The following is a 6,272-nucleotide window of genomic DNA, read 5'->3' on the forward strand; positions in this document are numbered from 1 at the left end:
CGGCGCCACCGCCGCCAGCATCAACCTCATCGCCATCTCACCCCAGAAGGGCGGCTACCTCAGCGCCGGAGCCACCGCCGGCACCGCCTCCTGGACCGTCAACTTCACTCCCGGCCAGACCGTCGCCAACCTCCTCGTCACCCGCCTGTCCAGCACCGGCACCATCACCGTCTTCAACCACTCCAGCGGCACCATCCACGTCGTCGCCGACCTCACCAGCTACCTGCGCTGACGCGAGCGGGTATGACCAGGGTCGGCCCACCTGCGTCCTCGCCGGCACGGGAGCGCGCCGTCCACCCCTCCGCAGCTCCTCCGCGCTGCCCACCCGACTGGAGCCCGCATGCCTCACCACGACCTCCCACGCCCCGGACTCGGGTCGATGCCCCATGACGGCGGCACCGCCTTCCGCGTCTGGGCCCCGAACGCCGACGCCGTCTCGGTGACGGGCAGCTTCAGCGACTGGTCCGAGGACGGCATACCGATGAGCGCCGAGGACAACGGGCACTGGTACGCCGACGTGGAGGGCGCCGGCCCCGGCGACGAGTACCAGTTCGTCATCCACAACGGCGAGCAGCGCCTGATGCGCATCGACCCGCGGGCCCGCGCCGTCACCCACTCGTCCGGCAACGGCGTGGTCTACGACCGGGACGGGTTCGACTGGGAGGGCGACGCGTTCGGCTGCCCGCCGCACGACGACCTCGTCGTCTACGAGGCGCACATCGGCTCGTTCGTCGCGGCCGAAGGCGACGCCGGCGACCTCGACCGTCTCGCCGGCAAGCTCGGCCACCTCGCCGACCTCGGCGTCAGCGCCGTCGAGCTCATGCCCGTCACCGAGTTCGCGGGCGACTACTCCTGGGGCTACAACCCCTCCAACCCCTTCGCCGTCTCCAGCAGCTACGGCGGCCCCGACGCGCTCAAGGGCTTCGTCAAGCAGGCCCACCGGCACGGCATCGCGGTGATCCTGGACGTCGTTGTCAACCACTTCGGTCCGAGCGACCTCGCGCTGTGGCAGTTCGATGGGTGGAGCGAGAACGAGAAGGGCGGCATCTACTTCTACAACGACGAGCGCTCGTCGACGCCGTGGGGCGACACCCGCCCCGACTACGGCCGCGAGGAGGTCCGTGCCTACCTGCACGACAACGTCCTGATGTGGCTCGAGGAGTTCCACCTGGACGGTCTGCGCTTCGACGCGACCCTCTACGTGCGCACCGTCGACGGTCTCGGCACCGGCGACCTGCCCGAGGGGTGGGAGCTGATGCGCTCGATCACCGCGGCGGTCCGTGAGCGCCACCCCGACAAGATCCTCATCGCCGAGGACCTGCAGTCCGACCCCGCGATCACCACCGTCGACGACGGCGGCGCCGGCTTCCACGCCCAGTGGGATCCCGGCTTCGTCCACCCGGTCCGGCAGGTCCTGACCGCAGTCGACGACCACGAGCGGTCCATGAGCCAGCTCGCCCAGGCGCTGCGCGGCAGCGACGAGCCGTTCCGTCGAGTCATCTACACCGAGAGCCACGACGAGGTCGCGGAGGGCAGCCTGCGCGTGCCCGACGAGGTGGACGGCGGCGACCCGACCGGCTGGGCCGCGCAGAAGCGCGCGACCCTCGGCCTCGCGATGACGCTCACCGCGCCGGGACTCCCGATGCTCTTCCAGGGCCAGGAGTTCCTCGAGGGCCGGGAGTTCCGCGACAGCGTGCCGCTGGACTGGGACCGCGCCGAGCAGTTCCGCGACATCGTGCGGCTGACCGGCGACCTCGTGCGCCTGCGTCGCGACGCCGACGGGGTGTCACGAGGCCTGCGTGGCGACGGCTTCGACGTGCTCCACCTCGACGACGACGCCAAGACGCTCGCGTGGGCTCGGCGCGCCGGCGACGACGTCGCCGTGGTCGTCGTCAATGCGAGCGCGCAGCCCCGCGACGTGACGACGGGTATGCCGTCCGCCGGATCCTGGGCTGTCCGGTTCAACTCCGACGCGACGACCTACAGCGCCCTCTTCGCCGGCCACAACACGCTGGACGTCGAGGCGATCGAGGAACCGACGGACGACCAGCCCGCCGTGGGCACGGTGTCCGTGGGCGCCTACACCCTGGTCGTGCTGACCCGGGCGTGAACGCGAACGGAGGGGCTCAGCGCAGCGGGTCGAACGGCGCGAGTTGCGCGGGGGCGACGCCCGTGACCATCTGCTCGGCGAGCAGGCGACCGGTGACCGGGCCGAGGGTGATGCCCCACATGCCGTGGCCGCCGGCGACGAAGACCTTCGGGTTCTTCGAGGCGCCGATGAGCGGCAGGCCGTCGGCGGTGCAGGGACGCGAGCCGACCCACTCGTCCTGGCGGTGGTCGAGGTCGGCGCCCTTCAGGAGCGGGCGGGCCGACTCGACGATGGCCCGGATGCGGCGCCGGTCGAGGGCCGCCTCGGGCTGGCGGAACTCCATCATCCCGGCCACGCGCAGGCGGTCACCGACGGGCGTGCACGCCACGCGGGCAGCCGGGAAGTAGACGGGACCGTTGGGCAGGTCCTCGACCTCGACCGAGAAGGAGTAGCCGCGACCGGCCTGCACGACCCGCTTGACGCCGAACTGCCGCGCCAGCCGGCCGAGCCAGGCGCCGGTCGCGATGACCGCGGCGTCGTAGTGCTCGGAGGTGCCCTGGTCGGTCGTGAGGAGGACGCCGGTCGGGGTGTCGGTGATCCCCCGGACGGCGCTGCCGGTGACGATCTTGCCGCCGCGCGCGGTCACCGAGTCGGCGAGCGCGGCGACGTAGGCGCCCGGGTTCACGAAGCGCTGCCCGTGCAGCACGATCGCGGCACCGATCTCGTCCGACAGGGCCGGCTCGATGGCGCGGGCCTCGGCGCCCGAGAGCACGTCGAAGGTGATGTCGCCGCCGGAGGCGTGGATGTGCTCGATCTCCTCGAGCAGGGTCTGGCGCTCCTCGGCGGAGCGGTAGGCGGCGGTGAACGACTTGGCCTCGTAGGTCTCGGCCTGGACGCCGCCCTCCTGGAGCAGGTCGAAGCTCTGCAGGGACAGGTCGTTGACGGGCACGAGGGCGCTCATCGCCTTCTTCCAGGCCGTCATGGTGCTGTGGCGGGTGAAGCCGGTGACGAACTTCAGGAAGTCGGGCCGCACGCTGGGCGGGACGTAGACGGGCGAGCTCGGGCTGAAGACCGCGCGCAGGCCGTATTTCAGCACGGCCGGCTCGGGCAGCGGCGTCGCGATGCCGGGGGTGAGCCAGCCGGCGTTGCCCCACGAGGAACCGGCAGCGACGCCGTCACGGTCGATGACGGTCACCTCGACGCCGCGCTCCTGCAGGAACCAGGCGGTGGCGAGGCCCACCATGCCGGCGCCGACGACGGCGACGCGCTCGGGGACGGGGGTACCGGCGGGGGTGACGGCGGGCATGCGATCGGCTCCTGGTGCGTGGCGGTGGGCGGGCAGGACGCGCGCGCCTACCGTTCCATCGTCCGTTCGCCGTCGGGCAACGCTATGGTGCTGAGACCACAGACATTCGAGCGTGCTTTGTGCGTCCAAGACAGCCATCGGTCACAATGGCGTATGCCGTCCGCCTCCTCGCGCTCGTCACCTCGCTCCGCTGGGACCGATGCCACCCGCCGCGCGCCGACCCCCAGCCGGGGAACCCGGACCCCGGCCGGGCGAGCACCGGCGACGCGAACGTCCTCGACGACGCCGGTGGGGCTGCCGATCGGCCGGCTGGCGGACACCCTGGGCGGCGGCCTGCTCACCGTCCTGGTGCACGCGGGCCGGCGCGCCGTCGACGACGTCACCCTGGCAGAGCCCGGCTCCGGCGTCTTCGGGCAGGCCGGCGACCTGTTGCTCGGCGTCGGCGTGGAGCGCCCCACCGACGCGGTCTCCCTGCTCGAGGGCGCCGCAGCGGTCGGCAGCAGCGCGGTCGTGCTGCGCCGGGTCGCCGCCAGGGACCGGCAGGTCCGGGCAGCGGCGACCCGGCTCGGCGTCAGCCTAGTCGAGCTGGCCGAGCACGCCTCCTGGGCCCACGTGGTGTGGCTGCTGCGGGGCGTGCTCGACCGTGCGGCGAGCGGACCGGCCCTGCGCGCCGAGGGGCCGGTCCTCGACGAGCTCTTCGCCCTCGCCGACGCCTGCGCCGCCCTCGTCGCCGGGCCCATCACCATCGAGGACACGCAGTCGCGGGTCCTCGCCTACTCCTCGACCCAGGACGTCGCCGATCCCGCCCGCGTCTCCACGATCGTGGGCCGGCGGGTGCCCGACGAGGTCCTCGCCAACCTCCGCGGCCGGGGAGTCTTCCGGCGGCTGGCCCGGTCCGACGAGCCGTTCTTCGTGCCCGCCGGGCGTGGTCTCGGCGCGCGGGTCGTGGTGCCGGTGCGGGCCGGCACGGAGTGGCTCGGCTCCATCTGGGCCGTCGTCGACGAGGCGCCGGCCGACCAGGTGATGGCGTCGCTGGCCCAGACGGCGTCGGTTGTGGCCCTGCACCTGCTGCGGCTGCGCTCGCAGGCCGACCTGGCCCGGCGCGTCTCCGCCGACCGCCTCCGGGCCGTCCTGAGCGGGGACACCCTCGAGGCCGAGGGATGGCTCCCGCCCGCGCCGTGGCGGGTGGTCGTGCTGGCCGGTGCCCACCGGCCGCGCAGCGCCATCGCCGAGGATCCCGGTCCGCCCGACATCGAGCGGGAGATCGACGTGTGGGAGTCGGCAGCCCGGAGACGGTCGTGGCGCCATCCGCTCCTCGCCGGCTTCGACGGCAGCGCGCTGGCCCTGGTGCAGGATGCGCCAGGCGACACCTCCCCCGGCACGTGGGAGTGGCTGCTCGCGGTCGTCGACGAGGTGGCCGGCGTCACCCCGACGGCGACGGCCAGCGCCGGGGGCCAGGTCTCGCGCACCGCCGACCTCGGCCGGTCACGTCGGGAGGCCACCGAGGTGCAGCGCCTGCGCGACCTCGGCCGGGTCACCGGAGCGAGCACCACGGTGGAGGACGCGTGGGCGGCCGTCACCAACGCCCGTGCCCTCGGCGGCATCTGGACCGAGGAGCTCCTCGGCCCGATCGCGGTGCTGCGCGGGCACGACGACGTGCACCAGAGCGCCTACCTCGAGACGGTCGCCGCATGGCTCGACCACCCGGGCGACCCGAGGGCGGCGGCCGCACGCCTGCACGTGCACCCGAACACGCTGCGCTACCGCCTCCAGCGGCTCTCGGAGGTCGTGGACCTCGACCTGCACGACCCCGAGACGCGCCTGGCCCTGCGCCTGCAGCTGCGCGCGCTCGGGCACTGAGCGGGCGTCCGGCCCGGGCCGGCCCCTACATCCCACCGAGGTGGACGGTGCCGTCGGGATCGGTCCGGAAGCCCGGGTTGTGCACGAAGTCCCAGCGGAAACCGTCGGGGTCGGCCACGCAGGCACTCACCCCGCCCCAGGCGCGCACGGTCGGCGGCGACACGGAGCCGGCACCCGCGGCCAGGGCAGCGGCATACAGCTGCTCGACCTCCTCGGCACTGCCGAGGTTGCAACCGAGCGACATCGGCGGCGCCGAGCTCCCGTGGGCGACGTCGCCGTACTCGCCGGGCATCTGCGCGATGTCCCAGAGCGCGAGCAGCTGGCCGGGCGCGCACTGCACGAACGCGATCTCGCCCTGTTGGTGCAGCACGGACCGGAAGTCCAGCCCGTCGACGTAGAAGTCCCTGGACCGCTCGACGTCACGGACGCCGAGGGTGATGGCGGTGATGGCGCGTGCGCTCGTCATGCGCCCACGGTACGGCGCTCCCCTGACCGTCCGCCTCGCCCGCCGTGACCGGTGGCAGTCGGGGGAGCAGCACCGCGCGGTGCCCTCCCCCGGCCGCCCGACCGGTCGTCACCCCCAACTGTCGGTCGAGCTCAGTGGCCGCCGCCCAAGAGATCGCGAACCTCTGACTCGCGATATCTCCGGTGCCCACCGAGCGTCCTGATCGAAGTCAGCTTGCCTGCCTTGGCCCACCGGGTGACCGTCTTGGGGTCCACTCGGAAGAGGGCCGCCACCTCAGCAGGAGTGAGCAGCTTCTCGGTCTCGTGTCGATCCTGAGTCGTCATGTTCATTTCCCCACCACCCTGTCGCTTGGTGCAGCGACACGCATGCGCCCCATTCGGAGCCCAGTAAAGCAAGGGTAAAGTCTCCTCGAACCCAATGACAGGTAAACACTGAAAAGAGTCAAATCGACCTGCTTTCCAGACTCCGGGTGTATACGCACTCCAGTTCCCGCGGTGTCCGGACGGGGTGGCCCAGGTCACGGTCTTCTCCGGCCGGCCGCCCGCCGACTC

General features: G+C 72.7%; 6 protein-coding genes. 3 read left to right on the forward strand and 3 right to left on the reverse strand.

What is annotated here, in order from left to right; translation table 11 throughout:
- Nucleotides 1-232 (forward strand): hypothetical protein (locus tag ABD194_RS09045; protein ID WP_343990392.1); only part of this gene is annotated, 232 nt, incomplete at its 5' end.
- 108 nt (nt 233-340) lie between these two features.
- Entirely contained in the window at nt 341-2,110 is a 1,770-nt protein-coding gene (locus ABD194_RS09050) for an alpha-amylase family glycosyl hydrolase (protein ID WP_343990395.1), read from the forward strand.
- Between the two features lie 16 nt (nt 2,111-2,126).
- Here ABD194_RS09050 and ABD194_RS09055 read toward each other — a convergent pair whose 3' ends face one another.
- Complete coding sequence (locus ABD194_RS09055; protein ID WP_343990398.1) at nt 2,127-3,395, reverse strand: NAD(P)/FAD-dependent oxidoreductase; 1,269 nt, start codon at nt 3,393-3,395, stop codon at nt 2,127-2,129.
- 288 nt (nt 3,396-3,683) lie between these two features.
- On the opposite strand from ABD194_RS09055, the gene ABD194_RS09060 reads away from it, so the two are divergent.
- A complete protein-coding gene (locus ABD194_RS09060) occupies nt 3,684-5,255 on the forward strand; it encodes a PucR family transcriptional regulator (protein ID WP_343990401.1) in 1,572 nt (523 codons plus the stop codon).
- A gap of 25 nt (nt 5,256-5,280) precedes the next feature.
- On the opposite strand, the gene ABD194_RS09065 is transcribed toward ABD194_RS09060, so the two are convergent.
- Together ABD194_RS09065 and ABD194_RS09070 are read right to left on the reverse strand one after the other, a co-directional pair.
- Nucleotides 5,281-5,721, reverse strand: a complete 441-nt coding sequence (locus ABD194_RS09065; protein WP_343990404.1) for a VOC family protein — start codon at nt 5,719-5,721, stop codon at nt 5,281-5,283.
- A 131-nt stretch (nt 5,722-5,852) separates the two neighbouring features.
- Nucleotides 5,853-6,044, reverse strand: coding sequence for a BldC family transcriptional regulator (locus tag ABD194_RS09070; protein WP_045191048.1), 192 nt, complete (start codon nt 6,042-6,044; stop codon nt 5,853-5,855).
- Nucleotides 6,045-6,272 lie beyond the last annotated feature (228 nt).

It is taken from the genome of Terrabacter terrae (assembly GCF_039529575.1).
Classification (GTDB): domain Bacteria; phylum Actinomycetota; class Actinomycetes; order Actinomycetales; family Dermatophilaceae; genus Terrabacter; species Terrabacter terrae.

Coding starts and splice junctions, on each gene's coding strand:
- ABD194_RS09050 (WP_343990395.1), top strand. CDS start 341: ATGCCTCACCACGACCTCCCACGCCCCGGACTCGGGTCGATGCCCCAT.
- ABD194_RS09055 (WP_343990398.1), bottom strand. CDS start 3,395: ATGCCCGCCGTCACCCCCGCCGGTACCCCCGTCCCCGAGCGCGTCGCC.
- ABD194_RS09065 (WP_343990404.1), bottom strand. CDS start 5,721: ATGACGAGCGCACGCGCCATCACCGCCATCACCCTCGGCGTCCGTGAC.
- ABD194_RS09070 (WP_045191048.1), bottom strand. CDS start 6,044: ATGACGACTCAGGATCGACACGAGACCGAGAAGCTGCTCACTCCTGCT.